At 57.4% G+C, this 25,937-nt stretch carries 13 protein-coding genes; 10 read left to right on the top strand and 3 right to left on the bottom strand.

All coding sequences use genetic code 11. The features are described 5' to 3' along the window. Positions 1–278 precede the first annotated feature (278 nt). The 4 genes from OHL21_RS10175 to OHL21_RS10190 all read left to right on the top strand — a co-directional run bounded on the left by OHL21_RS10175 (position 279) and on the right by OHL21_RS10190 (position 7,579). Positions 279–3,629, top strand: coding sequence for a TonB-dependent receptor (locus OHL21_RS10175; RefSeq protein WP_263417158.1), 3,351 nt, complete (start codon positions 279–281; stop codon positions 3,627–3,629). 76 nt (positions 3,630–3,705) lie between these two features. Then, positions 3,706–5,541, top strand: a complete 1,836-nt coding sequence (locus OHL21_RS10180; protein ID WP_263417159.1) for an alpha-amylase family glycosyl hydrolase — start codon at positions 3,706–3,708, stop codon at positions 5,539–5,541. A 276-nt stretch (positions 5,542–5,817) separates the two neighbouring features. Continuing rightward, positions 5,818–5,967: a hypothetical protein gene (locus OHL21_RS10185; RefSeq protein ID WP_263417160.1), complete on the top strand. Its 150-nt coding sequence runs from the start codon at positions 5,818–5,820 to the stop codon at positions 5,965–5,967. Positions 5,968–6,121: 154 nt separating this feature from the next. Continuing rightward, the gene (locus OHL21_RS10190) at positions 6,122–7,579 is read left to right on the top strand and encodes a GH1 family beta-glucosidase (RefSeq protein WP_263417161.1); all 1,458 of its coding nucleotides are present in this window, start codon (positions 6,122–6,124) and stop codon (positions 7,577–7,579) included. Positions 7,580–7,857: 278 nt separating this feature from the next. Here the strand turns inward: OHL21_RS10190 and OHL21_RS10195 are convergent, their stop codons facing one another. Then, a complete protein-coding gene (locus tag OHL21_RS10195; RefSeq protein WP_263417162.1) occupies positions 7,858–10,146 on the bottom strand; it encodes a GH92 family glycosyl hydrolase in 2,289 nt (762 codons plus the stop codon). Between the two features lie 92 nt (positions 10,147–10,238). After that, positions 10,239–11,558, bottom strand: coding sequence for an aminotransferase class V-fold PLP-dependent enzyme (locus OHL21_RS10200; RefSeq protein ID WP_263417163.1), 1,320 nt, complete (start codon positions 11,556–11,558; stop codon positions 10,239–10,241). A 316-nt stretch (positions 11,559–11,874) separates the two neighbouring features. Here OHL21_RS10200 and OHL21_RS10205 point away from each other — a divergent pair, with 316 nt between their 5' ends. Next, positions 11,875–13,257: a Gfo/Idh/MocA family oxidoreductase gene (locus OHL21_RS10205; RefSeq protein WP_263417164.1), complete on the top strand. Its 1,383-nt coding sequence runs from the start codon at positions 11,875–11,877 to the stop codon at positions 13,255–13,257. A 273-nt stretch (positions 13,258–13,530) separates the two neighbouring features. Here the strand turns inward: OHL21_RS10205 and OHL21_RS10210 are convergent, their stop codons facing one another. Continuing rightward, positions 13,531–14,715, bottom strand: a complete 1,185-nt coding sequence (locus tag OHL21_RS10210) for an ROK family transcriptional regulator (RefSeq protein ID WP_263417165.1) — start codon at positions 14,713–14,715, stop codon at positions 13,531–13,533. A 242-nt stretch (positions 14,716–14,957) separates the two neighbouring features. On the opposite strand from OHL21_RS10210, the gene OHL21_RS10215 reads away from it, so the two are divergent. The 5 genes from OHL21_RS10215 to OHL21_RS10235 all read left to right on the top strand — a co-directional run bounded on the left by OHL21_RS10215 (position 14,958) and on the right by OHL21_RS10235 (position 25,844). Then, complete coding sequence (locus OHL21_RS10215; RefSeq protein WP_263417166.1) at positions 14,958–18,359, top strand: TonB-dependent receptor; 3,402 nt, start codon at positions 14,958–14,960, stop codon at positions 18,357–18,359. Positions 18,360–18,435: 76 nt separating this feature from the next. Beyond that, positions 18,436–19,107: an SGNH/GDSL hydrolase family protein gene (locus tag OHL21_RS10220; RefSeq protein WP_263417167.1), complete on the top strand. Its 672-nt coding sequence runs from the start codon at positions 18,436–18,438 to the stop codon at positions 19,105–19,107. Between the two features lie 36 nt (positions 19,108–19,143). After that, positions 19,144–20,427: a helix-turn-helix domain-containing protein gene (locus OHL21_RS10225; protein ID WP_263417168.1), complete on the top strand. Its 1,284-nt coding sequence runs from the start codon at positions 19,144–19,146 to the stop codon at positions 20,425–20,427. Between the two features lie 62 nt (positions 20,428–20,489). Next, a complete protein-coding gene (locus tag OHL21_RS10230) occupies positions 20,490–22,109 on the top strand; it encodes an FAD-dependent oxidoreductase (protein WP_263417210.1) in 1,620 nt (539 codons plus the stop codon). A gap of 177 nt (positions 22,110–22,286) precedes the next feature. Then, positions 22,287–25,844, top strand: a complete 3,558-nt coding sequence (locus OHL21_RS10235) for a TonB-dependent receptor (protein WP_263417169.1) — start codon at positions 22,287–22,289, stop codon at positions 25,842–25,844. Positions 25,845–25,937 lie beyond the last annotated feature (93 nt).

The following is a 25,937-nucleotide window of genomic DNA, read 5'->3' on the forward strand; positions in this document are numbered from 1 at the left end:
TTGCGATGAGTCGTGCGAAGGCGACATGGTTCGCATCGCAGCCTGAATTTCCCCATTTTTGCGGACACCCATCCGCGCGGAGGAACAGGCGGCCTTTTGGAGGCACGTTTATGAAGACGAATAGAGCATTTTCCCTGTTGCTGGGTATGCCGGAAGAGGAGTGCAGCGGCGTTTTCTTTGCGGAAAACGCCCATAGATGCGGAAGCCCTACTCTACACCTACAGGGAAAATGCTCCCGCCCTGAGATAAGAAGAGGGTTTGCCGGAGTTTGGATTGCCATGGCTCTCTGCCTGGCGATACTGTTCCCCGGTCAACTTCCGGCACAATCCGACACAGGACGTGTGACCGGAACGGTAACCGACGCGACTGGAGCTGTGATTCCCGGGGCGACCGTAACCCTGGTCAACACTGACACCGGCGCCACCCAGACGGCGACCACCAACGGAGAGGGCTTCTATAACTTCTCGGCCGTGGTTCGCGGTAACTACCGCGTCGATGCCGCGATGACCGGGTTCGCCAAGAACACGCAGACTTTCGTCCTCCAGGTCTCTCAGGTGGAGACCGCCGACTTCCATCTCGCTCCCGGCGAGCAAAGCACCACGATCGATGTCACTTCGGCTGCTCCGGTTGTGAATCTCTCTACTTCCTCTACCGGGGCGGTAGTCGAAGGCCGCCAGGTGACGGAGCTTCCGATCAACGGACGCAACTTTACCCAGTTGGCCACGTTGGTTCCAGGTGTGACGCGCGGCGCGTTTTCGAGTGATGCCTCCGGACGCAATGGCAACTCTGAGACCTTCCGATACAGCGACAGCGGCGGCGCCGCAATCTCCGCCAATGGCATGCGTCAGCAGGCGAACAACTTCCTGCTCGACGGTACGGACAACAATGAGTCACTGGTCAACGGCATTGTCTTCTTCACTCCGCCGGAGGCGATTCAGGAGTTCCGCGTCGATACTTCGGTGGCTCCTGCTGAGTTTGGCCGCGCCGGCGGAGCGATCATCAACACCTCGGTGAAGTCAGGCACGAATGCGATTCACGGCTCTCTCTTCGGCTACTACCGCAGCGCCGCCTTCGATGCCAACCCGAACTACTTCAACCCGACCGCGGCGAAGCCTTCCTTCCAACGGAAGCAACTCGGCTTTGCTGCCGGCGGACCGATCTGGAAGGACAAGATCTTCCTCTTCGGCGACTACCAGGCACTGCGTTTGCGGCAGCCGCAGGATACCGGTTATCACACGGTGCCAACAGCGCGTATGCGTACCGGCGACTTCGGTGAACTATTGGGGCAGAATGTCACTACGGTTCCGGATGCAACGTTGACCGGTTGTACGGCGGTAAAGGTTGTCGGCGCGATCTATGACCCAACCACCTGCCTTCCCTTCACGAATAACGTGATTCCAACGGCACGCCAGACCAAGGCCGCGATCAACTATCTGAATGCGTATCCGCTGCCTTCACGTGGCGGCCTGATCAATAACTACTACGTGGTGCGCAATCAGATCCGTAACTTCAACGACTTCGACGGACGTATCGACTTCCGTATCTCACAGAAGGACTCGGTCTTTGCCCGCTACAGTTATGGGCAGGACAACTTCGACGTCAACAGCGAGTTCACCAATCTGCCGGCAGGCTTTGCATCAGGTGCGAATGTCAGCCATCCGCGCGGTGTTGCCGCAGGGTACACGCGTATCTTTACCGCGAACCTCGTCAATGAATTCCGCTTCGGATATGTTCGTCCGCAGTTTGGCTACATCCCTCCGATGTTTGGAACGCCGGTCTCGCAGAATCTGGGAATCGTGAATGCGAACCGCAATGCGCTGCTCGGTGGTGGAGCTCTGATCGGCGGCAGCAATACACAGATTGAGTACACCGGTGACGGTGGACCGTATAACGTCCCTGAGAAGACCTACCAGTATGCTGATTCTCTGAGCTGGACTCATGGCAATCATGCCTTCAAGTTCGGCGCGAATGTCATTCGCCGTCGAGTGGACTTCTTCCAGGGCAACAACGCCAAGGGTTACTTCATCATTGGCGGCGTGAACTATCCGGGAACGGGCCGCTTTACCGGTTACGAAACCAGCGAACTGGTCGCCGGCTTTACCGACTACCGCATCGGTTCGGCCAGCACCTACTTCAAGACTTTCAGCTGGGAGACCGGTTACTTTGCCCAGGACGACTGGAAGGTAAATCGCCGCCTGACGCTGAACCTCGGTCTTCGTTACGACCTCTATACCTATCCGTACGAGCAGGACAACAACCAGTCCAACTACGATGTTGCGGCAGGCATTCTGCGTGTCGCCGGAACCAACGGCAACTCGCGCAGCCTGATCGATACGGACAAAAACAACTTCGCTCCCCGGTTCGGCTTCGCTTATGACCTCTTCGGCAATGGCCGCACCTCGTTGCGTGGCGGTTACGGCATCTTCTACTTTGTTGATCGTGGCGGAGTCGGTAATCAGTTGAGCAACAATCCCGGCTACAACGGCTTCAGCGAATATCGTGCGACCGATGGCTATCGCATCACCTTCATGGGACAGGGCGCGCTGCGGGATAACAACAGCACGCATGCGACGAATGCCCTGCCGCTGCCGCAGTTCGGGCCTGGCTCGGTGAATCTGAATAATCCAACCAACGTCGGTCTGATCGCGCAGCCGAAGAACAGTCAGAACAGCATGGCGCAGAGCTGGAATCTGCAGATCCAGCAGCAGCTTGACCGTGCCACCAGCGTCAACCTGGCCTACGTCGGCACCAAGAGCGATCACCTGATGACGTGGTTCAACCTGAACTCGCCTGTGATCGGTGGTACGGGAAGCGGTTTGTATCCGAACCGCGGCACCATTACCTACGGTCTGGCAGGGGGTTCTGGAAACTACAATGGCCTGCAGATCTTCGTGAATCGGCAGATGTCGGCCGGCCTGCTTGCGACCGTTGCCTATACCTGGTCGCATACGCTCGATAACTCAAACGGCGCGTTCAAAAGCGGTACCTCGGATGCCGGCGCACGTATCTTCATCATGCCCAGCGGTCCGAACCTGCGGGCGAATTACGGCAATAGCGACCAGGACCAGCGTCATGTCTTCACCGCGAGCGCTCTCTATCAGCTTCCGTTCGGACGTGGGCGCACCTTCGGCCGCAATATGAATCGTGCGCTCGACGAGGTGATCGGTGGATGGCAGACGAATACGATCACGTCGTTCGCCAGCGGCACGCCGATCGATATCAACTTAAATGGCGGAACAATTGATATCCGCCCTGACCTGATCTCATTCCAGAAGGTGGCTCGGTCACGGATTACCGGTGCAGTCAATACCGGCAACCAGACCTATTTCAATGCCGTGGTGAAAGCGCCTCCCATCAATGCTTCCAACATGTACACCCGCATCGGAACCCTGAGCCGTAATAAGTTCACCGGACCTGGCTATAACAAGGTGGACTTCTCGGTCTTCAAGAACTTCTCCATTACAGAGCGGGTAAAGGCAGAGTTCCGGGCCCAGGCATACAACGTCTTCAATCACCCGCAGTTCAGCAATCCGCAGACGAATGCAGCGCAGGCGGACTTCGGAACGATCAACAGCATTCGTCAATACTCCGAGCGCCAGTTCGAGCTCGCGGGACACATCAACTTCTAATCAACCTTGATGTAACTGGAATGGCACCGCGAGAGAGCGGTGCCATTCGTTTCTCGTACGAGAGCTGGAGGCGGAAGTGAATTGGAAGATACGTGCATGGGCTGCAGGCATCGTCTTGAGTGCTGCTGCTACGGCCCACGCGCAGGGCGCACCCAAGATCGAGAAGATCGATCCGCCCAATTGGTGGGTGAATATGCCCAAAGCCATGCTGCTGGTGAAGGGTGAGAATCTCAACCAGGCGACGTTCACCCTGAGCGACCTCCATCTGCGCATTACGCAGATCAAGACATCGCCCAATGGCCATTGGGCAGAGCTCTGGCTGAATGCTTCCCCGCAGAAGGCGGAAGAGGTCACTATCTCAGCCCGCAATGAAGCAGGAAAAAGAAGCGCGACATTCAAGTTTCTTGCACGACGTGCTGCGACCGATGGCTTCGCCGGTTTCTCGTCGAAAGACGTGATGTACCTCATCATGACCGACCGGTTTGCCGATGGGGATATCTCGAACGATACAGCCGGCGATCGTGAGAAGATCCGGGGCTGGCATGGCGGAGATCTGCGCGGCGTGATGCAACACCTCGACTATCTGCAGGATCTTGGCATCACGACGCTGTGGTTGACGCCGGTCTATCAGAACCACGAGGCCGACAGCTATCACGGCTATGGCGCGACCGATATGTACGCTGTCGACGAGCACTATGGTTCGATGGACGATCTCAAGGCGCTCAGCGCTGCGCTGCATCAGCGTGGCATGAAGCTGGTGCTCGATACGGTGCCGAATCACGTGGGTCCAAAACATCCATGGGTGGAAGATGAGCCTGAGCCTGACTGGTTCCATGGGACGCGCGCAAAGCATACAGTGGCCCAGGGAGACTTCAAGCCGCTGGTCGATCCGCATGCTTCCTGGCGCGATCAGAAGAATGTCACCGAGGGATGGTTTGCTGACATTCTGCCCGACATGAATCAGGAGAACCCGGCGGTCGCACAGTATCTGACACAGAACGCTCTCTGGTGGACGGAGATGGCGGGAGCTGATGGCCTTCGTATCGATACTTTCCCATATGTTGGCCGCAGCTTCTGGCAGGGCTTTCATGCGCAGTTGCACGGCTTGTATCCAAAGCTGACGACCGTTGGTGAGGTCTTCAATCCTGATGCGACGATCGTCTCGTCGTTTGCAGGAGGAGTGACGCGCACCGGTCTCGACACCGGTCTCGACACGCCTTTCGACTTTCCAAGCTACTTCGCGTTACGTGATGCCTTCGTGAAAGGAGAGCCCATGAGCAGGCTGGCGGAGACGCTACGCATGGACGCGCTCTATCCTCACCCGGAAAGGCTAACGCCTTTTCTTGGCAATCACGACACTACACGGTTCCTCTGGGAGAAGGGCGCGACGCTGCCTCGACTGAAGCTTGCCTTTGCCGTGTTGTTGACTATGCGCGGTATGCCGCAGATCTACTCCGGCGATGAGATTGCAATGACCGGTGGAGAGGATCCTGACAATCGCAGAGATTTTCCCGGCGGCTGGGCGGACGATAGCCAGAATGCATTCACCAAAGACGGACGGAGCGCGGAGCAGGCGGAGGCGCATGACTGGGTTCGTAAGTTGGCAACCCTCCGTGGCAAATGCGAAGAGCTGCAACGCGGAGAAGAGCAGGTTTTGCTTGCTGACAAAGACGCGATTGTTTACGTTCGTGGCGACGCTCTCAACCTTGCAGCAGATGGCAAACGCAGAGTGGTCGTAGCGATCAACCGGTCGCAGGAGAGCCGGTCGATACAGATCGCAACGTCCGATACCAGTCTTGCCGGTGGTAAGACTGTTGAGATGCTGCTTGGGAATGGATCCGCCGACTCTTCCGGTGAGCACCTTGAGCTCAAGCTTCCAGCGGAGTCGGCCACGATCTTCAGCATTCGATAGCTAAGGCGCGTGGATAATTCGGGAGCAGTAGACACTCGTTGCCCCATTCTTTGCGGTTTTATCCCGAAGCGTGGGGTGTAGCGTGGGGTATCGCGCATCACCCGATCGTATTTGTTATTGCCCTGACGCTCGCCATAGGTAGAAAAGCAGATTTCTCCGCTCAGCTTCACCCCAGCCAGCAAAGCTGACTGGGGACCCGATCGCTACGAAATGACAAAGAGATTCGAGCTTCGCTCGAACCCCCAGGTCCCTTAAGGGACCTAGGGCACCCAGTGTATGGGAAATAAACGCTGGGTTTTCGATCATCCTTTCTATCTGTTGCTGAACCTTGCGGTTGGTGGCGACTGGCCGAAGAGTCCGGATGTGACGACTCAGTTTCCGCAGCGGATGCTTGTGGACTACGTTCGCGTCTATCAGGCTCGGTAATTCATACTTATGTGCAGAACCGCTGGAGCATTTTCCCTGTAGGTGTGGAGTAGGGCTTCCGCATCTATGGGCGTTTTCCGCAATGAAAACGCCACGGGACTCCCATTCCGGGATACCCTGCAACAGGAAAATGCTCTAAAAGGAGTTTGCTGAGATGTTGCTTTCTTTTTCCCGGCGCAGATTTGCGCAACTCTTAGGCGCCGCCACCGCAGCGCTTCCGTTTCGTGGAGTGGATGCACTCGCAGCGGCTCCTGGTGACGCTGCTGTCCGGCCATTGCCTTTTCCAAAGGGATTTCTCTGGGGTTCCGCGACTGCCTCCTACCAAGTCGAGGGCGCCGCAAAGGAAGATGGGCGCGGGCCATCCATCTGGGACACCTTCTCGCATACCGCGGGAAAGACACATAACGGTGACACCGGCGACGTAGCCGACGATTACTATCACCGCTATCGTGATGACATCCGCCTGATGAAAGATCTTGGGCTTACTGTTTGCCGGTTTTCGGTGTCGTGGTCACGCATCTTTCCAGATGGGACAGGCTCCCCAAACCAAAAGGGTGTTGATTTCTATAAGCAGATGGTGGATGCCATGCTCGAGGCCGGGATCAAGCCCTACGGCACGCTGTATCACTGGGATCTGCCGCAGACATTACAGGACAAGGGTGGATGGGAAAATCGTGACACCGCGCAGGCATTTGCAGATTACGCGGGATATGTGGCTTCCAGGCTCTCTGACCGTGTGAAGCACTTTATGACGACCAACGAGATCCGCAGTTTTGTGGAGCTCGGTTATCGTGAGGGGATTCATGCTCCCGGACTGCGCCTGAGCAGGGCGAAGGTCACGCAGATTGCGCATCATGCAGTGCTGGGACATGGACTGGCCGTACAGGCCATCCGCGCGAAGGCAGTGCGTGATACACGTGTCGGTCTGGCGGAGAATCCTACCGTTACCAATCCTGCGCTTGAGACAGAAGAACATATCGCTGCGGCACATAAGGCCTTCCGCGAAGAGAATGCGATGTATCTCTCGGTCATTATGGAAGGCCGTTATACAGATCTGTATCTGAAGCAGCTCGGTGCCGATGCGCCGAAGTTCACGCCGGAGGAGCTACGCACGATTGCGAGTCCATTGGACTTTCTCGGTATCAACGTCTACGCGCCTACGTATGTCCGTGCCGATGCCGGCGAGCGAGGATATGTGATGATATCTCCGCCCTCCTCGTTTCCGAAGATGGCCAGCCCGTGGCTAACCGTTGGTCCGGAGAGCTTGTATTGGGCGCCGAAGCTGATTCACGATCTCTGGAAGGTGAAGGAGATGTACATCACCGAGAATGGTGCTTCTTCGGATGATGTAGTCGCTACTGATGGTCATGTCTATGACACTGACCGGGTGATGTATCTCCGCAACTATCTGATGCATCTGCAGCGTGCCGTCAGTCAGGGTGTCCCGGTGAAGGGGTACTTTCTCTGGAGCCTGTTGGATAACTTCGAGTGGGCTGATGGATACAGCAAACGCTTTGGCATTGTGTATGTGGACTTCGCCACGCAAAAGAGGATTCCGAAGCTGAGTTCCCAGTTTTATGCCGAGGTGATTCGGCGGAATGGGTTGGGGTAGAGGGCTGCGGTGTAGGCACCTTTAAATCGATGGTAGAGAAGCAGATTTCTTCACTCCCTCCGGTCGCTACGAAATGACAAACAAAAAGACTGGACATTCGCCGAGATGGGTGGGAGCAGCGGGCTTCAGCCCGCTGATTAAGGTTACGTAGAAAAATGGGCTTTTAGCCCTGGGCTTTGATTGCTAAAGACCCAGGGCTAAAGCCTATTCATGATTGAGTCGGAAGACCGTGGGCTGAAGCCCACGGCTCCCACCGTAAGGCAAGGACGATGCTCTACCTATTGTGCGAGATCGAACCGCAATGTTCCGCCCTGCTTTAGAGCGTCGTGTGTGAGTTGAGAGTCCGTGATCTTCTTGCCGTTCCAGGTCACTTCGCGGACGGTGAACTTTCCGGCCTCGGCTCCTTTGGCGATGACGTGCAGCTTCTGTCCATTGGGTAAGGAGATAGTTGCGTCGTCAAAGCGTGGAACGCCCAGCGTGTAGACCGGGATACCAGGGCATACCTGGTAAAGGCCGAGTGCGCTCATTACGTACCATGCGCTCATCTGCCCTGCATCATCATTCCCTGCGAGACCGTCGGGACCGTCTTTGTACTGGCTGTCCAGGATGGCGCGCACGTGCTGCTGCGTCTTCTCCGGAGCGCCTGCGAATGCGTACAGATAGGCGATGTGGTGGCTGGGCTCGTTGCCGTGCTCGTAGTAGTTCTTCGCGAAGAGCTCGTCGAGCTTGGCGACAAATTTTTCCCGGCCGCCGAGATACTCCATTAGTCCGGGTACATTCTGCGGAACGAAGAAGGTGTACTGCCATGGCAGACCTTCGGTGATCCACGAGACATGTGCTGCGGGATCGAACGGTTCAGCCCACGATCCATCGCTGTTGCGTCCGCGCGCGAAACCTGTTTTGGGATCGATCACATTTCGCCAGTTCTCTCCGCGTTTTGCAAAGAGAGCTGCGTCTTCGGTATGTCCCAGAACCTTGGCAAAGCGAGCCAGCATCGCATCGTCGTAGGCATACTCCAGCGTGCGGGAGACCTGCTCGTTCTTGTGGAAGGCGTCATCGATGTGATCTTCAAGCGGAATGTAGCCGTACTTCAGATACGAGTCCAGGCCACGGCGGCCTTTGCCGTCGAGATACTCGGCGCGATCCTGCGGAATGGTCAACGCATTCTTGCGCATCAGCTTGTAGGCGCTTTCAGTGTCGAAGCCGCGGATGCCCTTCTGCCATGCATCGATGATCATGGAGATCGAGTGATCGCCGACCATCTCCGAGGTGTAGCTGTTCCAAGCCGGGAAGATCGGCAAGTAGCCGCCCTGTTCTCCCTTGGTGATGATCGACTGCAGCATCGAGGCTTCAAGCTTCGGATCGAGGATCATCATCAGCGGCGCCTGGGCGCGGAAGATATCCCACACCGAGAAGTCATCGAACTGCGTCTGACCGGCCGCCGCGTGTTCCGCTGTGCCGTGATCGTGAAAGCGCGGATAGGTGCCGCTGACGTCGCTATAGGTACGGGGTTGCAGCATGGCGTGATACAGCGAGGTATAGAAGACTGTCTTCGCGGGATCATTGCCGCCGATCTGAATGCGGCCCAGAGCATCGTGCCAGGCCTTATGCGCCGTGGCCTCGACACGCTTCGCATCCCAGTCGGTAATCTCTACGCGAAGGTTGCGTCGCGCCTCTGCTTCGGAGACGAAGGAGCTGCCTACGCGGACGGTGATGGTCTCGCCCTTGTGTACGGCGCCAAAGTGCAGATATGCACCGAAGCCGGGCCGGGGCGCCGAGACCGGATTGGTGGCGGCAGCCGCTGAAGCTCCACCAGTGGAGGTCATCATCTTTGGAACGACAACAACGCCTGCGGGCTTGTCGTCCCCGACCTGCTTCGTAATGCCGTCGTGCGCCTGCGCGCCGATATACGTTCCTACCGAAGTCACCGGATGATCGAATTCGGCTACGTACCAGGCGCTGTATCCTGCCGGTTTGCCGGAGCCTGCATACTCGCGACGGACTGGCACCTCTGCCGTCACCTCTTTGCCGGCAGCGCTGACATTGACCGAGCCCTCACCGGCGCGGGCATTGTTCTCAAAGACCACCCATCCATCGGCGGCATCTTCGGTGAAGGTGAAACGCAGAATACCCGCGCGCGAAGTGGCGGTGACGTATGCGGTTGCGTGAGCATCGGGCAGATCGACCGTGTACGCATAGGGGGTCGCGTGCTCGCTGGTGCGCGCAAAGCTGGAAGAGCGTCCCACCGCGTCTGTCTTCAAGGCGCCAGTGCCGGGCATCAGCGTCACGCTCCCGTAGTCAGGAACACAGCTCCCACTTAGAAAATGGGTTGCGCGAATTCCCTGGATCCGTGTGTCGGGGAAGTAGTAGGGCGCGACGCACTTGATCTCTCCCGCACGCGTCTGCGGCGTCCAGTGCGTCATCGCGAAAGGGACCCCGACGGCGGGATAGGTCTGGCCTTCGTTCTGTGTTCCGGTGAGCGGATGCACCAGGTCTTCCGGTGTGGTCTGGGCAAGAGAGGGAAGGCTAAGCAGGGAGGCAACAACGAGTGGGATCAGTCGGGACATAGGTATCACAATGGCTTCAGGATCAGGATCGGTAAGAAAGAGTACATGGCAAGGCGGGCAGGTCGGGAACCTGCCCGCCCCGACGGAAGGGCCTAAGCTTTTTTGCCCGCGGCGAGTTCGCCGATGGCATTGACGAATCGATCCAGGTCCGCAAGCGTCGTGTAAACGTGGGGCGTTACGCGGATGCAGCGCACTCCCTCATAGTCGATACCGACCGTATGGATCTTGTAGCGATCGAACAACGCATTCATTAATTCTGTGGGGGTATACCCTTCAACGCTGACACCACAAATGGCGCAGGAGAAGCGCGGATCGAGAGATGTATGAAGCGTTACGCCCTTGATCTCGCGTACACGGGTTGCCCAGTAGCTCTTCAGGTAATGGATGCGCTCCTGTTTGCGGCGCGGTCCAATGCCCTCATGAAAGTTGATGGCCTCGCCGATGCCCTGTTCGATCGGGAAGCTGCGTGTTCCCAGGGCCTCAAACTTGCGGATGTTGGGGCTGTGCGGATCGCCGTAGCAGGTCAGCGGCCACAATTTGGCGATCTTCTCCTGCTTCACCCACATCATGCCTGACCCGATCGGCGCCGAGAGGAACTTATGCAGGCTGGTGCCGAAGTACTCGCAGTGCAGATCAGGAATCTTGAAGTCCAACAGGCCAAAGGAGTGTGCTCCGTCAACGATCACCTCGGCGCCGTGGGCATGTCCCATATCGGCGATCTGCTGCACGGGCATGATCTGGCCAACCCAGTTGACGACATGGGTAATGTGCACCAGCTTCGTCCGCGGAGTCATTGCCTGCTCGTAGGTCTTCACGATGGCGTCTACGTCTTCTACCGGGAACTTGAAGGTGACCTGCTTGTAGACGATGCCGTCGCGTTCTGCCCGCTGGCGGTAGGCATTCATCATGTTGGGGTAGTCGAACTTGCAGCCGACCACCTCGTCGCCTGCCTTGAGCGGCAGGCCATAGATGATGGTGTTCAGCGCCTCGGTCGCATTGCGGTTGATGGCGATCTCTTCAGCGGAGGCGCCGGCCAGCCTCGCAAGCTTCTGGCGGAGAGGCTCGCGGCCCTGATCCAGGATCTGCCACATGAAGTACGAAGGCCCCTCGTTCGTCATCTGGTTATAGCGGGCGACTGCTTCCTGCACGACAATCGGGGCGGGAGAGACGCCGCCATTATTAAGGTTCAGAATTAGCGGGCTAACGGAATAGCCGCGCTGGATCACGCTCCAGAAGTCCTCGTTCTGCGCCACCGTCGCCGCATCGTGATGATTGACAGCGCCTGCCGCCGCCTGCCACTCCTCCGCATGCGCCTGCTGGAAAAAGCTGTTCGATGAAAATGCGCCGGCAAGGGCGGTCATCTTCAGGAAGGAACGACGATCGTGCTGGGCCATACCAGCAATGTAGGGCATGCTCTTCTGTTACGTAAACAACCCTTCACCGTGAAGAGCCCGCTGTTCACGGTGAAAACCGTATTCGCTGCGGCGATTTGCAGTGAGAAGAGGTCTTCGACACAGGATTAATTCAAGCCATCATCATAAATTCGGCAACCATCATTTTGTACCGGAATTGGAGAAGGAGATGCCGAATTCTACCGGAAGTGTGTAAGATTGTCGCGCTTCTCTGGCTGACCGAAATTCGTTGGCTTGAGATCGGATATCGGCAATTGTTCCTTCCGCAAACGAATCAGGCTGCCAGTGCGGCCGCAACCAGTAAGAGGGATGAGTCATGGAAGCAGAGATGAACACGACCTACTCGCGCAGACGGTTCCTGAAGACATCAGCGGGGGCCGCGGTCGCAGCCGGATTCCCGGCGATTGTTCCAAGTTCTGTCTTCGGACAGAACGCTCCTTCGAACCGCATCAATATCGGCGCCATCGGTGTCGGCCGCATCTCTCGCACGCACGATCTGCCTGGTCTCTGGAAGTATGACCAGGCGCGCATCCTCGCCGTCTGCGATCTGGATGCGGGCCGTGTTCAGGCAGGCAGGGAGCTGATTGATGGCGTCTATGCCAAGAAGACGGGCAAGCCCTATCAAGGGACGTTGGGATACAGCAACTATCACGAGCTGCTGGCCAACAAGGACATCGATGCGGTTGTGATCTCCACACCTGATCATCAGCATGCCATCCTCGCTGTCTATGCCGTGCGTGCCGGTAAGGATGTGTATTTGCAGAAGCCGGCTTCGCTCACCATCGCGGAGGGCAGGCGCATGGCAGACGAGGTCAAGAAGTCAGGCCGCATCCTGCAGATCGGTTCGCAGCAGCGATCGTGGAAGCAGTTCCGCCGCGCCTGCGAGTTGGTGCGGAACGGACGCATTGGAGATATCAAGCATGTCGAGATCGGTCTGCCGGGGGATCCTTCGGGAGGCAACCCGACACCTATGCCTGTGCCTGCGGGCTTCAACTACGATGCCTGGCTTGGATCTACTCCGGAGGTGCCTTATACGCTCGACCGTGTCATGCCGACTCACGGTTTCGATCGTCCCGGCTGGTTGCGTTGCGAGCAGTTCGGCGCCGGCATGATTACGGGCTGGGGCGCCCATCACGTCGATACCGCGCACTGGGGTATGAATACCGAACTAACGGGCCCGGTGGAGATCTGGGGAACGGCGGAGTTTCCGACGTCAGGTTTGTGGGATGTCCATGGACCTTTCAAAACCCACGCTGTCTACGCCAACGGCATGACGATGACCATCAGCGGGGAGTTCCAGAACGGCATCAAGTTTTATGGCACCAAGGGATGGATCTTTGTCTGCCGTGATGAACAGGCTTCGCCTACGGCTGCAGCAGGTGAAAAGGCAAAGATCGAGCCGCTGGTAGCGAGTGATCCGAAGATCCTCGACAGCGTCATTGGCCCGAATGAGACCCATCTCTACTACAGCGAAGATCAGCATGGAAACTGGCTCGACTGTATCCGTTCGCGCAAGGAACCCATTGCTCCGGCTGAGATCGGACATCGTGCCTGCTCGACTTGCCTGCTGCATCACATTGCGATGAAGACGAAGCGTCGTCTGCACTGGGATCCGGTGAAAGAGCGCTTTGTGAAGGATGATGATGCCAACCGGTATCTCAGCCGTACACAGCGTGCACCGTATACGTTGCCGGTTTAGTGGGTGAATAAAGTGGGTGCCCTAGGTCCCCTTACGGACCTGGGTATTCGAGCGAAGCTCGAACCTCTTTTTGTTTGTCATCTCGTAGCGATCAGGGGCCCCAGTCAGCTTTGCTGGCTGGGGGCGAAGCTGAGCGGAGAAATTCGCTTTTCTACCTCTGAATTCAAGGTGGAGAAGCAGATTTCTCCGCTCCCTTCGGTCGACCCACCCCAGCCAGCAAAGCAGGCCGGGGACCCCGGTCGCTGCGAAATGACAAAGCAAAATGCACGAGTGCTAACGGAGCACCGTCAAGCGTTTGAAGCCTGTATGCCGTTGCAGCACCACCGCTGCGGCGCCACGCAACCGCGCTGCTTCGCCGTCGGCCAGCGCGATCAGCTTCGGCGGAGCTCCGGTCAACATGCGGTTGGAGAGTTCTGAGGCGACGATCGGCCCTACCGTATCCCAGCGCAAGGTGATGTCTCCGGCAAACAGAATCACCTCAGGATCGAAGGTTGCCGTCACAATACGCAGCCCCCGTCCGATCCCTCTGGCTTGCTTCTCCAGCGCGATCCGCGCTTTCTCGTTGCCGCTGGCTTCCATATTGAGAAGCTGCTGAATCGTTGGAGTCTGGCTCGGACCGGCGCTTTCGTGGAAGTAGCGCAAGGCTGCTCGTGAAGAAGCGAACATCTCCCAGCAGCCCACCTGTCCGCATGCGCATTGGGGGCCGGAATCGGCGATGGGAATATGTCCCAGCTCTCCGGCCATGCCGGTGGCGCCTTCAACAAGATTGCCATTTACCAGCAATGCAGCGCCGACGCCTTCTGAAATGGTGACCAGTACCGCGTTGCGGATTCCCTGAAGTCGTCCGAACCATTGCTCTGAGAGCATGCAGGCGTTGGCTGCGTTCTCCAGTTCCACCTGGAGACCAAGGCGTTTTTGCAGAGCGCCGCGGATATCGAACCCCACCCAGGGAAGGTTGGGCGCCAGGGCCAGCCGGTGCGATCGCTTGTCGACGCGGCCGGGAAGGCTGATGCCCACTCCCTCACACGTCTTGTCAGGGAACTGTGCCTGTAGGCGCTTCATCCCTTCGGCAATGGCATCGACACCTTGTTTGGCATTGGTGATCACCGGTACGAGCGTGCGGTCGAGGAACCTTCCATTCAGATCGACAACAGCGAGAATCGTCTGTGTCGGGCGCACATCCGCGACCAGAATGACGAGATCGTCATTCATGGTCAGCATGGTTGGCCTGCGGCCTCGCGCTGTCTTCAAGACCTGTCCTTCGCGGATCCAGCGCTCCTCGATCAGCCCGTCGACGATGGCCGAAACGGTGGAGCGCTGCAGACCTGACCGCCGCGCGATATCGACACGGGAGATGGGTTGGTTGCAGCGCAAGACCTCCAGAACCAGATCACGGTTGTGGTCACGAATTGGCGCAGCAGTGCGGGTGCTGGGAGCGGGAGACGGAAGGCGTGTCATGCGAGCAGAGAAAGGTACGTCAAAGGAGCGCGTGTATTTATTTCATAAATCCGCCATAAATCACAAATTGTGGTGTTTTGAGGCGTACAGAACATACCAATGTTATTTGTGCAAACAAACTCTGGGTTTATCGATTTTATTCGGTAGTCACAGAAATCACTCCTCATTAAATGCCTTGACACTTCTTCGAAGTCGACCATATAGTTCGGTCCTCTTCCAAAAGATGTACTGGAGATGCACTGATGTCAAAAAGACGTAGCCTTCTTCTCTTGCAGTTCTTGTTGTGGGTCGGGTGTTTTTGGGGGTACAACGCTTTCGGGCAGACACTCTATGGAACGTTGACCGGTGTTGTCAGCGATGCGACCGGTTCCGTTCTTCCCAACGCACAGATCACCGCAACCAACCCATCCACCGGTCTTACCCGCACCACCACGACCGACGCTTCAGGCAACTATCAGTTCACGGACCTGCCGCCGGGCTCCTACGATGTAACCTTCTCCGCGCCGAACTTCACGCAGAGTGTCAGCAAAGGTGTTGCTGTCAGCGCCAATCAGACCCGCCGTATCGACACGACGATGTCACTGGGCGCGGTCTCCGACAAGATTGAAGTCACCACGGCTCCGCCGGCACTGCAGACCGATCGCGCCGATGTGAACTACGAGATCACCAGCACCCAGGTGCAGGAGCTGCCGACGACCTCCACCGCAGGCCGTAACTTCCAGGGGCTGTATCGCCTGATTCCTGGTGTGCCGCCGCCGACGGAGAACAACTCACAGGCAGGTAATCCGGGCCGTACCCAGGCAGTGACGGCAAACGGCATTGCGAACACCATCAACTCCACCAAGATTGACGGCGCGGCTGTGGGATATCCGTGGCTTCAATCGATCGTCGCGTATATTCCACCGACGGACTCGATCGAATCAGCCAACATTGTGACCAACAGCTTCAACGCCGAGCAGGGCGCAGCGGGTGGTATCGCGGCAAACCTGATCGTCAAGAGTGGTACGAATAACTTCCACGGCAGTGCCTGGGAGTACAACTCCATTTCACAATTCAATGCACGTCAGTACTTCACGCGTGTTTCGACGACGCCGGTAACCCCGAAGAACATCTACAACGAGTACGGCGGGAACATCGGCGGTCCGATCATTAAGGATAAGCTCTTCTTCTTCTTCGGCTACAACAAGGTTTCTCTGCGCCAGTTCAAGACAGGCAATGCGATGAATGTGCCGCTTGCTGCGGTACGTGGAGGCAACTTCGCCGGTACCGGAGTGACGATCTACGATCCCACGACGGGCAATGCGGACGGTTCCGGCCGTACGGCATTTGCGGGGAATGTGATTCCGAGCTCGCGGCTGAGCACGGCATCGCAGAAGATTCTTGCCCTGCTGCCTACAGAAAAGATCAATGCCACTTCGGGTAACTATCCCGGAGGTGCGATTCTGCAGTTCGATCGCGCAGCCTATGACACAAAGGTGACCTACAATCCCACCACGAAAGCTACTGTCTTCGGCCGCTATTCTGTACAGCGTTCGCAGATCACTGATCCGCCCGCGCTCGGTAATGCCATTGGCAACACCTGGGACGGAGGTCAGCCTGGCTCCGCACCCGGAACAATCCAGAACATTGGTATCGGCGCCTCGTATATCGTTACGCCGAACTTCGTGATCGACGGCAACGTCGGTTTTGTGCGCATCAATCTGGCAGCGCGCGCTCCGGACTATGGAAAGAACGTCGGTCTCGATACGTTGGGTATCTCTGGTACCAATGGTTCTACACCTTTCCAGTCCGGTACGCCCGGCTTCATCGTCGCCAACAACTCAAGCTTCGGAAACTACATTCAGTCGAATCCGTTCCAATTCCGCGACATGCAGTATGTCAGCAACCTCAATGCGTCCTGGACTCGAGGACGCCACACGATGCGTTTTGGCGGTGAGTATGTTCACTCGGCTATCAACCATCTTCAGGCGAACAACGCCGGCCCGCGTGGGCAGTTCACGTTCTCTGGCGGTGTGACCGGCAATAACAGCGGTGCTACTGCGGATGGTCCGACCTACTATCGCGCGGTTGCCGATCTTCTTCTCGGTATGCCGCAGGCTATCGGCAAAACGGTACAGCTCTTTCAGCCAAACGGCCCGCGCTTTTCGAGCTTCAGCTTTTTTGCGCAGGATACATGGAAGGCTACGGCAAACCTGACCCTCAACTACGGCGTCCGCTATGAGTACTATCCGTTCGCGAATCGCGATCATACCGGTGTCTTCCGCTTCGACCCTGCAACCAGCAATGTGCTGATCGGCGGTCGTGGCAATGTGCCGACCGACACGGGCGAAGATGTAGGGCACGGCATGCTGGTGCCTCGTCTCGGAATCAACTATCGCATCAATGACAAGACTGTGGTTCGCTCCGGTGGAGGCCTCACGGTCGATCCGGAAAACTTCCGCTTCTTCCGCGACTCTTATCCTGCTCTGATTACGCTGAACAACACGGGCGCGAATAACTACGTTCCCGCGGGGGCGCTCACGGCTCCGAACTCGTCGGCGCCGAACATGAATACACTGCCGAGCGGTACATTGGCCGCAGGGGTGCCAACAGTGGGTGTACCGGATATCTCTTCCGGTATTGTGTCTCTACCGTACAACTACACCACGCAGACCGCTCCGCAGAAGTGGCGTCGCGGTTATATCGAAACCTGGAACCTGTTCGTCGATCGTGACCTGTTCAAGGGGCTGGTTCTGAACCTCGGCTACGTCGGCACGCATCACGTCCGTCAGGTCGTCGGTATCGACATCAACGCGGGCGGCGTCAGCACGCTGGGCGCCAGCAGCCGTCCTCTTTTTGCCAACGCAAACGCTCCTGGCGGCGCGAAACGCTATACCGGAACCATTCTGAATGTTCTTCCTTGGGCCGATGAAAAGTATTCCGGTATGCAACTGCAGTTGAGCAATCGTAGCTCTTCACAGTTGCAGTACGGCTATGCCTATACCTGGTCGCACTATATGAATAACTACGACGCGGACAGCACGCTCGGAGCGGTTGCCTTCAATACTCCGGCGCTGCAGAAGCGTAATTTCGCCAACTCGCAGTTCGATCGTAAACACCTCAACGTACTGTGGACCGTGTGGCAGATGCCTGTCGGTCGCGGACGTCGCTTCCTGAACCAAGGGATCGTCGCCAACCTCGTCGGTGGATGGGATCTGAATACCATCATGACCTACTACAGCGGGCGCCCGTTCCAGATTACGGATAACTCGCAGGCCGGTAACGGAGATACCGTCGTACCCAACCAGGTAAGCCCGCTACAGCTCACCGGAACGAAGTACACCAGCGGATCCACCACGTATCCGTATTACTTCGTCAACAACGGCAACATCACCAAGCTGCCGAATGCGACTTCCAACGGCAACATGGGTCGCAACTCTGTCCGCGGCCCCGGCTACTTCAATCTGGATGTGGGACTCACGCGCAATATCCCCATCTGGAGAGAGATTTCTGTTGTGCTGAAGGCTGAGTCGTTTGACGTCACCAACACGCCGCAGTGGAGCAATCCCACTGCCAATGTGAATGACGCCGGCTTCGGTCAGATCACCAGCGTTCTCTCAACCAGCAACCGGACGCTGCGCTTCAGCGGACGCATCAAGTTCTAACGAACACCTACCGAAGCGGACCTTGTTCTTTTTCAGGATGAGGTCCGCTTCGCTTTATGTAAGAATCGGCTTCGCGATGCGAGGCCTTTCTTTTTTGCTCACTGTTTTGATGGCGGTAATGATGCATGGGCAGACACGTGTGGTGAACGCCGGCTTTGGCGGCAGAAACACCGCCGAGCTCGAAAAACGTTTCGCGCATGAGTTGGCGGAAGCCAAACCCGCCTACGTCGTGCTCTTTACCGGTACCAACGATGCATTGAACGACACCAAGTTTCTCACTCCATCGCAGACCAGAGAGAATCTCACCGCTATGGTCCGACAGGCCCAGGCTGCCGGAGCGTCCGTGGTTCTGGTGACCGTGCATGATCCAGATCTCACGCGGCTGCTGAAACGCCATCGGCCGGAGGCATACGGTGCTGTGCCGCCGCTGGAGCGGGTAGCCCAGGTTAATGCCGTGATCGAAGAGGTCGCCGGAGTCCACCATGCCGCGGTTGTCCCATTTCACGACATTCTGCAGCAGGCCGGCGGAGCCAGTGCCGAGCTCAGCACCGACGGCGTTCACCTCACGGTAAAGGGTTACGGCATGCTCGCAGCGGCGGTGCGGGCAAAGCTTCCACAGCAGATGCCTCCGAATGTTTCGATTTTATGTATGGGCGACAGCCTGACCTATGGCATTGGTGTTCGCCCCGATGGCACGCCAGAAACCGCCGAAACTTACCCCGCGCAGTTAAGCGCTCTTCTTCGGTGACGACAAAGCGGCTTGGCTCTGCGTAGAATTCCCTCCATGGCAACGACTCTCCCTCCGCCGGTTCAGGAATCTTCGGAGACCTCCGGCGCCATCGAAGCGCATGTGCAGCGGGTGCTGCACAGTCCGCACTTCGCCCGGGCTGAAACGCAACGCAAGTTGTTGCAATACCTCTGGGAGCATCGCTCCGAGAATGTGAGCGAGTATGCCATCGCCACAGAGGCGCTCGGCCGGCACAGCAACTTCGACTCCACGACAGACGCTTCGGTCCGTGTCCATATCTCTCGCCTGCGCCGCAAGCTGAAGGACTACTACCAGCAGGAGACGGACGAGCCCGAGCTCCTGGTCATTCCCACCGGTACGCATCAACTGATGGTGCTCGACCATCCGGCACCTTCGGTTACGGAGCCGCTTCGGGCGGCGGATCTCGATCCCGTGGCCATAGAGGAAGTGAAGCGGTCGGCGGTGCCGTTTCTGTGCGGAGCTATCGTTCTCCTGGTCATGGCTGTCGTATGGCTGGCCTGGAGCAACCATGTTTTGCGCGCGACGAATGACCGCCATGCGCCGAATGCCTTCTGGGCCTCGTTCCTGGAGGGTTCAGCCCCGATTCGCATCATTCTGCCGACGCCGATCCTGTTTTCGTTTGCGAATGCCCCGACCTTCCGCTTCCGCTCCACTCAAGTTAACGATTACAACGATATCCCCAAGGACCCCCAGTTCGAGGCGTTGACGAAGGATCTGGGGAAGCCGTTGTTGGAGCAACCCTACACCGTCTCCTGGGACACCCTCGCCGCCATCGATATGGCGCGCTACCTGGACTCGGTCGGCGCCAAACAGCGCGTCTCGTTCGATGTGACCCGGGACTTGTCCCCGATGGTCCTTGAACAGGCAAATGTGATTACCCTTGGGACTCACCAGACGCTCCAGCCGCTCCATGACTACCTGCAGGCGATGAACTTTTCGTTGTCGCAGTCGGAGCGACGGGTGACCAATGCTCATCCCGCCAAGGGAGAGCAGGCGACCTACGAGATCATCCATAAGTCGAGGGATCGCGAGGTGCGTCCCTCCATTATTTCCATCCTCCCGGGCCGTGCACCGGGACTTAAGGTCCTGCTGATGCAGTCAGGCGATACGAGAGCTCTGGTTGCGCTGATCTCGTCTTCGGCCGGCTCGAACTCGATTGAGGAGATGTGGAGGAAAAACGGTTCACCGAAATACTTTGAAATGGTGACCTATACCGAGGTGGAGAGCAATCGGGCGCTCCGTACGTGGCCTGTGGCAATGCACGTCTTCACCTCGCAAGCCCCTGCAAATTCAATGTAACAGCGCGTAACATACGGCTCGAAACGTGTCAGCCATGTCTCCGGGATGGCAGTATGCATTTCATGACTGGATTGCTGCATCGCATATTCCCCCTTACTGCTGCTCTTCTTCTTTTCGCCCTACCAGGCATTTCGCAAAATACTCCACCGCCCGCTGACCTTGTGGTCTATGGTGGTACGGCCTCAGGAGTCATGACGGCCTATGCTGCCGCGAAGGAGGGGCTGCATGTTGTGCTGCTCGAGCCTGGCACACACCTTGGCGGCATGGTGACCGGTGGTCTTTCGGCGACGGATGTCGCGCACTTTCAGATCATCGGCGGCTACGCCCGCGAGTTCTACCGGCAGGCTGCTGCCCACTACGGCGTGCACACCCTGAACAAGCACGATGACTGGCTCTCGGAGCCGAAGGTGGGAGAGGCGATCTTCCAGCAGTGGCTCAAGCAGGCGGGCGTCGAGGTTCAGTTTCACGAGCGCCTGAAGGAGCACGGCGGTGTTTCGAAGTCGGGAACAACCGTTGTCTCCATCACGACGGAAGATGGCAAGGTGTGGAAGGCAAAGACCTTTGCTGACTGCTCCTATGAGGGTGACCTGATGGCGCAGGCGGGTGTGCACTATACCGTCGGCCGCGAGGGGATCGAGGTGTATCACGAAGATCTTGCCGGAGTTCGCGTCGACACCCCCAAGCACCAGTTCCTGTGGAAGATCTCACCTTTCGATGAGAAGGGGAAGCTGATGCCTGAGGTGGATCCCGGGCCGATGGGGGCAAACGGCGCGGGGGACAAGAAGGTGCAGGCCTATAACTTCCGCATGATCCTGACCAACGATCCTCAAAACAAGCTGCCATGGACGAAGCCGGCAGGCTATGACGCTGCCCGCTTTGCGCTACTGGCGAAGTACCTGGGCGAGTGGAAAGAGCACATGCATCGCGAGCCGACCTTCCGTGATGTGATGAACCCGGTAATGATTCCCAACCATGAGGCCGACTTCAACAACAACGGCGCCTTCTCCAGCGATTACATCGGCAAAAGCTGGACCTATCCCGACGCCGGTTATGACGAACGCAAGAAAATCTGGGACGACCACCTGCTCTATACCAAGTCGTTCCTCTGGTTCCTGGCTTCCGATCCTCGGGTGCCGAAGCAACTGCAGGCTGAGGTCAACAGTTGGGGCCGGGCGAAGGACGAGTTTGTCGATACGGACGGCTGGCCGAACCAGCTCTACATCCGCGAGGGGCGCCGCATGATCGGTATGTATGTCATGAAACAGGCTGACCTGCAGACCGATCGTACCAAGCCTGACTCCATTGCCATGGGTTCCTACAACAGCGACTCACACAACATTCAGCGCGTCGCTATGCCCGACGGCGGTGTCCGGAACGAGGGAGATGTACAGGTTCCGGTTAAGCCCTATGAGATCGCCTTCGGAACCATTCTTCCCAAGAAGGAGGAGACGGTGAATCTGCTTGTCCCGGTCTGTTTGTCAGCGTCGCATGTCGCCTATTCCTCGGTCCGTATGGAGCCGCAGTACATGATGCTCGGTCAGGCTGCGGGCGTGACGGCTGCGATGGCGGTTCGGGGGAAGACGGCTGTGCAGGAGATCGATTTGAAGGCTCTGCAAAAGCGTCTGCGTGAGCAGAAGGCCATTCTCCATCTCGATCAGGAAGAATCCGGCGATAGTCTCTGATGTGCTAACTCACTGAAAACAAAGTAGCTGTTACGTAACGTAACAGCTTGGAACTTCACCGGCATCGACCCGGGAACGAATAGTTAGCAAGCCATAAGGGAGAACCGGCGATTCCTTTTCTCGGGAATCGCCTCCCTTGGACGCAGGACAAACTGCAGTGCTTATGAGGCCTAACCTATGAAGCAAATTCTCAAGACGCAAGGTCGTTGCTTTGGCCTTCTTCTCGTTCTACTCCTTCTCGTTTCGTCTATGTTGCGAGCGCAGGTTGCGAACGGTGTCATCACCGGACGCCTGACCGACAGTACCGGCGCCGTTGTCGCCAACGCTCAGGTGACGCTTACCAAGACCGATACCGGCCTCACGTTGACGACCCAGACCAACAGTGATGGCATCTACTCTTTCCTCTCGCTCCAGACCGGTCCCTACAAGGTGCAGGTTTCGCAGTCAGGTTTCAAGTCGGCGGAGACTACGCTGACCCTCAGCGTTGGTCAGACCGCCAATATCGATCTCGCGCTTGAGATCGGCTCCAGCACCGAGACCATCAATGTCGAGTCTGCCGGCATGGCCGACCTTGAGGTCAGCGATGCGACCATCAGTTACACGGTGCGAACCAGGCAGGTCAGCGACCTCCCGCTGAATGGCCGCAACCCCTATGGTCTTGCAGCGCTGTCACCCGGTATTGCTCCTGGCGGCGGTTTCGGACAGGGTGTGAGCCAGACACGTGGCGCCGTGGTGGCCGCGGGCACGAACAACTTTGAATCCAATGGCGGCGCTGCCGGTTCGAACGAGATCTTCTTTGACGGTGTGCCGGTAACGGTCTGCTGCCAGGGACAACCAGCGCTAACCCCTTCAGTTGAGGTTGTCGACCAGTTCAAGGTCATCACCTCAGTGCCTTCGGCGCAATTTGGACGCTCTTCGGGTGGAATTCTGAATATCGTTTCGAAGACCGGCACCAATCAGATCCACGGCACGGCCTATGACTATCTGCGCAACGAGAAGTTGGATGCAGCGCCATACTTTCTGAAGTACAACAACACACCGCCTATCCGCGGACGCAATGACTTCCGCGCACCCCACAAGTTCAACCAGTATGGCTTCTTCCTGAACGGTCCGGTATGGCTGCCGAAGATCTATAACGGCCGCGAGAAGACCTTCTTTACCTTTGGGTGGGAGGCGGCGCGTAACGTGCTGTATAACGCGGTGACGACAACTGTGCCGACGGCGTTGCAGCGTCAAGGTGTGTTTAGTGAAGCTCCCGGAATGATCTACGACCCCTACAGCACCAGCGGCAACACCCGTCAGCCTTTGCCTGCGGGCTGCAACTCCACCGGGTGCTATGGCGCCGGTAAGCTCGTGCAGAACATCAACCCTGTTTCACAGAAGCTGCTGCAGTTTCTTCCGCTGCCCAACCTGTCTGGTACAAGCAACAACTACGTGTATGCCAACCGCACCAGCGATCAGGTAGATCAGTTCAATTTCCGCGTTGATCATAACTTCTCCCCATCGCAGCGTGTCTTCGTACGCGGCACTCGTGACACCAATACGCATCACGAGAACGACCTTTTTAATCAGGCCAATGGTCCTAGCGGCATCAATCAGACGCTTCGCGCGTATCTCTTTGCCTTGGGTGATACATGGACCATCACGCCGAATCTTCTGCTGCAGACCAACTACGGTTTTGCTTACCAGAAGAACTTCCAGATCCCCCAGAACTACACCGGCTACAAAGCTTCTGACTACGGCTTCACCAACCTTGATTCACAGCAGCAGCTTCCTGGTTTGCCGTACATCGGTATCAGCGGCTACGCCAATATGTCATATGCCACCAATACCAATCGTTGGGAGCACTACAGCCACTTCCTCGAATCGACAGCAGTGTGGCAGCACGGCAAGCACACCCTGACCTTCGGTTACGATGGCCGTCTCATCATCGAGCACCAGCAGAGCGCCGGCAACGGTCCGGGTTCACTATCGTTCGACACCACGCTGACCAATGGACCGAATGTTACCAGCGCGGCGGCTTCCAATCAGGCCCAGTTCGACTCCTTTGCGGCCTTCCTGATGGGAACCTTCACCAGTGCCTCGATCGTGCGTCAGGTGAAGCCGGCATATGACTCCTGGTATCACGCCATGTATGTGCAGGAAGACTGGCGTGCAAATTCGAAGCTGACGATGAACTTCGGCCTGCGTTATGACATCGAGACCGGATATCGTGAGCGGCATAACCAGTGGGCAGATCTGGACTTGTCGGCAGCGAATCCGTTGTCGAGTTCGGCGTTGCCGTTCACGGGCGGAGCACGTTATCTCGGCAGCAATTTCCCCAATCGCACGTGGAAGACGTACTACAATAAATTCGCTCCTCGCATCGGCCTTGCCTTCCAGGCAACCAACAAGACTGTGCTGCGCGCGGGCTACGGTCTGATGTATCTGCCTACATCGCAGCGCTTCTACGGTACAGGTACGCTTGGCTACTCGCAGCAGACGCAAACGAACTTCACCAGCACGAGCGTCCCCACCACTACGATCGCGAATCCATTCCCGTCGGGTGTGTTGCTGCCAGCAGGACCGAGTGCCGGTGTGACTGCCGGAACGGGTACTTCTGTCAGCGGCGCGATTTATAACAATCCACTGCCATACTTCCAGCAGTTCAACGCAGGTGTTGAGGAGCAGATCGCCAATGGCGTCGTGGTTCACCTCAACTACGTCGGCAGCCACGGTGTGCACCTTCCCATCAACTACCGGCCTAACGATCTGCGCGATCAGTACTGGGGAGTTCCTGGTAGCCAGTCGCAGATTGACTACCTCAACGCATCGGTAACAAACCCGTTCTACGGCAATTCCCTGGCCGGGCCGCTTGCGACTCCTGCAGCCGTGCAGCGGGTGCAGTTACTTTCGCTCTATCCGCAGTACACACCGAATACCGGTATGTCGAACGGTTCCATCACAGTTGCCCAGATGGGAATCGGCGCCTCTATCTTCCATGCGGTGCAGGCGTTCATCACCATCCAGCGCACCAAAAATCTTTCGGCTACCGTCAGCTACACTTTCTCGAAGCTGATGGGGAATACGTCGCCCCTGTTGACGGGCTTCCTCAATGTCAATGGAACGCCAGGCTTCCAGAACAGCTATCACATCCAGGATAAGGAGTGGTCTGTGATGGCTACCGATATCCCACATCGTATCGTTGCCAATGCCAATTATTCGCTGCCCTTCGGACGCGGACAGGCACTTGGTGGCAATGTCAGCGGTTGGTTGAACCAGATCGTCGGCGGATGGAAGCTTAATAGCATCGTCTCGGTGCAGTCAGGTTACGCGTTGGGTATCACCCAGACGGGTGGTCAGGCCTACTCTGGCTCTCGTCCCTTCTTCGTCTCCGGCGCTGATCCGCTTACCTCGGGCGATGTCCATCAACGCCTTGGCGGTAATGGACAGACGCAGGGTTATCTCAATCCCAATGCCTTCCGCAAAGCAACTGCTTTCGAGTTGGGCGATGTACCTCGGAGTTCCGGACGCATGCGCAGCGCGGCCGGTTTCCAGGATGACCTGTCGCTGTTGAAGGATTTCACTATCCACGAGCGTCTTGGACTACAGTTCCGCTTTGAAGCTTTCAACCTTCTCAATAAGGTCCAGTTTGGCGTGCCAAATACGCAGTTCGGATCATCGACGTTCGGCAACATCACATCGCAGGCGAACTCTCCGAGGAATATACAGACGGCGCTGAAGCTGACCTTCTAGGGGATAAGAGGAGCCCCATGTCCCGAATGGCATGGGGCTCAAATGGGAGCAGCGGGCTTGAGCCCGCTGACAAAGGCATAGAAGTAAATGGGC

Origin of the sequence: Terriglobus albidus, from assembly GCF_025685425.1 — a bacterium.
Taxonomy (GTDB): Bacteria; Acidobacteriota; Terriglobia; order Terriglobales; family Acidobacteriaceae; genus Terriglobus; species Terriglobus albidus.

Coding starts and splice junctions, on each gene's coding strand:
- OHL21_RS10175 (WP_263417158.1), top strand. CDS start 279: ATGGCTCTCTGCCTGGCGATACTGTTCCCCGGTCAACTTCCGGCACAA.
- OHL21_RS10185 (WP_263417160.1), top strand. CDS start 5,818: ATGGGAAATAAACGCTGGGTTTTCGATCATCCTTTCTATCTGTTGCTG.
- OHL21_RS10190 (WP_263417161.1), top strand. CDS start 6,122: ATGTTGCTTTCTTTTTCCCGGCGCAGATTTGCGCAACTCTTAGGCGCC.
- OHL21_RS10195 (WP_263417162.1), bottom strand. CDS start 10,146: ATGTCCCGACTGATCCCACTCGTTGTTGCCTCCCTGCTTAGCCTTCCC.
- OHL21_RS10200 (WP_263417163.1), bottom strand. CDS start 11,558: ATGCCCTACATTGCTGGTATGGCCCAGCACGATCGTCGTTCCTTCCTG.
- OHL21_RS10205 (WP_263417164.1), top strand. CDS start 11,875: ATGGAAGCAGAGATGAACACGACCTACTCGCGCAGACGGTTCCTGAAG.
- OHL21_RS10210 (WP_263417165.1), bottom strand. CDS start 14,715: ATGACACGCCTTCCGTCTCCCGCTCCCAGCACCCGCACTGCTGCGCCA.
- OHL21_RS10215 (WP_263417166.1), top strand. CDS start 14,958: ATGTCAAAAAGACGTAGCCTTCTTCTCTTGCAGTTCTTGTTGTGGGTC.
- OHL21_RS10220 (WP_263417167.1), top strand. CDS start 18,436: ATGCGAGGCCTTTCTTTTTTGCTCACTGTTTTGATGGCGGTAATGATG.
- OHL21_RS10225 (WP_263417168.1), top strand. CDS start 19,144: ATGGCAACGACTCTCCCTCCGCCGGTTCAGGAATCTTCGGAGACCTCC.
- OHL21_RS10230 (WP_263417210.1), top strand. CDS start 20,490: ATGACTGGATTGCTGCATCGCATATTCCCCCTTACTGCTGCTCTTCTT.
- OHL21_RS10235 (WP_263417169.1), top strand. CDS start 22,287: ATGAAGCAAATTCTCAAGACGCAAGGTCGTTGCTTTGGCCTTCTTCTC.